General features: G+C 46.0%; 1 protein-coding gene. It reads right to left on the bottom strand.

Annotated features, from left to right (window positions below; all coding sequences use genetic code 11):
- Positions 1-107 precede the first annotated feature (107 nt).
- Positions 108-620: orotidine-5'-phosphate decarboxylase (gene pyrF, locus R7Q46_RS28105; protein WP_318078427.1), on the bottom strand; the 513-nt coding region annotated here is incomplete at its 5' end.

The raw sequence follows: 620 nt of genomic DNA, 5'->3' as shown, positions 1-620 counted from the left end.
GAATAATCCGTAGAACCTTTGTTCTCATCGGGTAATTCGTTGTTCTGAGAAAGAAAAAAGGTGAGGCATCCTAGCCTCACCTTTATCCATTTAATGCTCGAGAGTTATTACTTGCTAGCTAAACTGTCGTTGATAGATTTCAATACGGCAGCAGGGTCCGTCGCCTGAGTGATCGGACGGCCAATAACAAGGTAGTCAGAACCCGCTTGAATAGCATCAACTGGCGTCATAATACGACGTTGGTCACCTTGATCAGAACCAGCAGGACGAATTCCTGGAGTGATCAGTTTAAACTCTTTACCTAGCTCATTTTTAAGTAGTGAAGATTCTTGCGCAGAGCACACTACGCCATCGAGACCTGAGTTCTTAGTCAATGTCGCTAGACGAATCACTTGCTCTTGCGGTTCAACATTCAGACCAATACCTGCCAAGTCACTTTGTTCCATGCTAGTCAGTACCGTTACACCAATCAGAAGTGGACGGTCTTTACCATATGGCTCAAGAATCTCACGTGATGCTGTCATCATACGCTCACCACCGCTTGCATGAACGTTCACCATCCATACACCTAACTCAGCAGCAGCGCGTACCGCTTTTGAACAGGTGTTCGGGATATCATG

The sequence above is a fragment of the Vibrio sp. 811 genome (genome assembly GCF_033339195.1).
The sequence above is the reverse complement of the archived record's forward strand: the minus strand, read 5'-3'. Positions and strand labels throughout refer to the sequence as shown.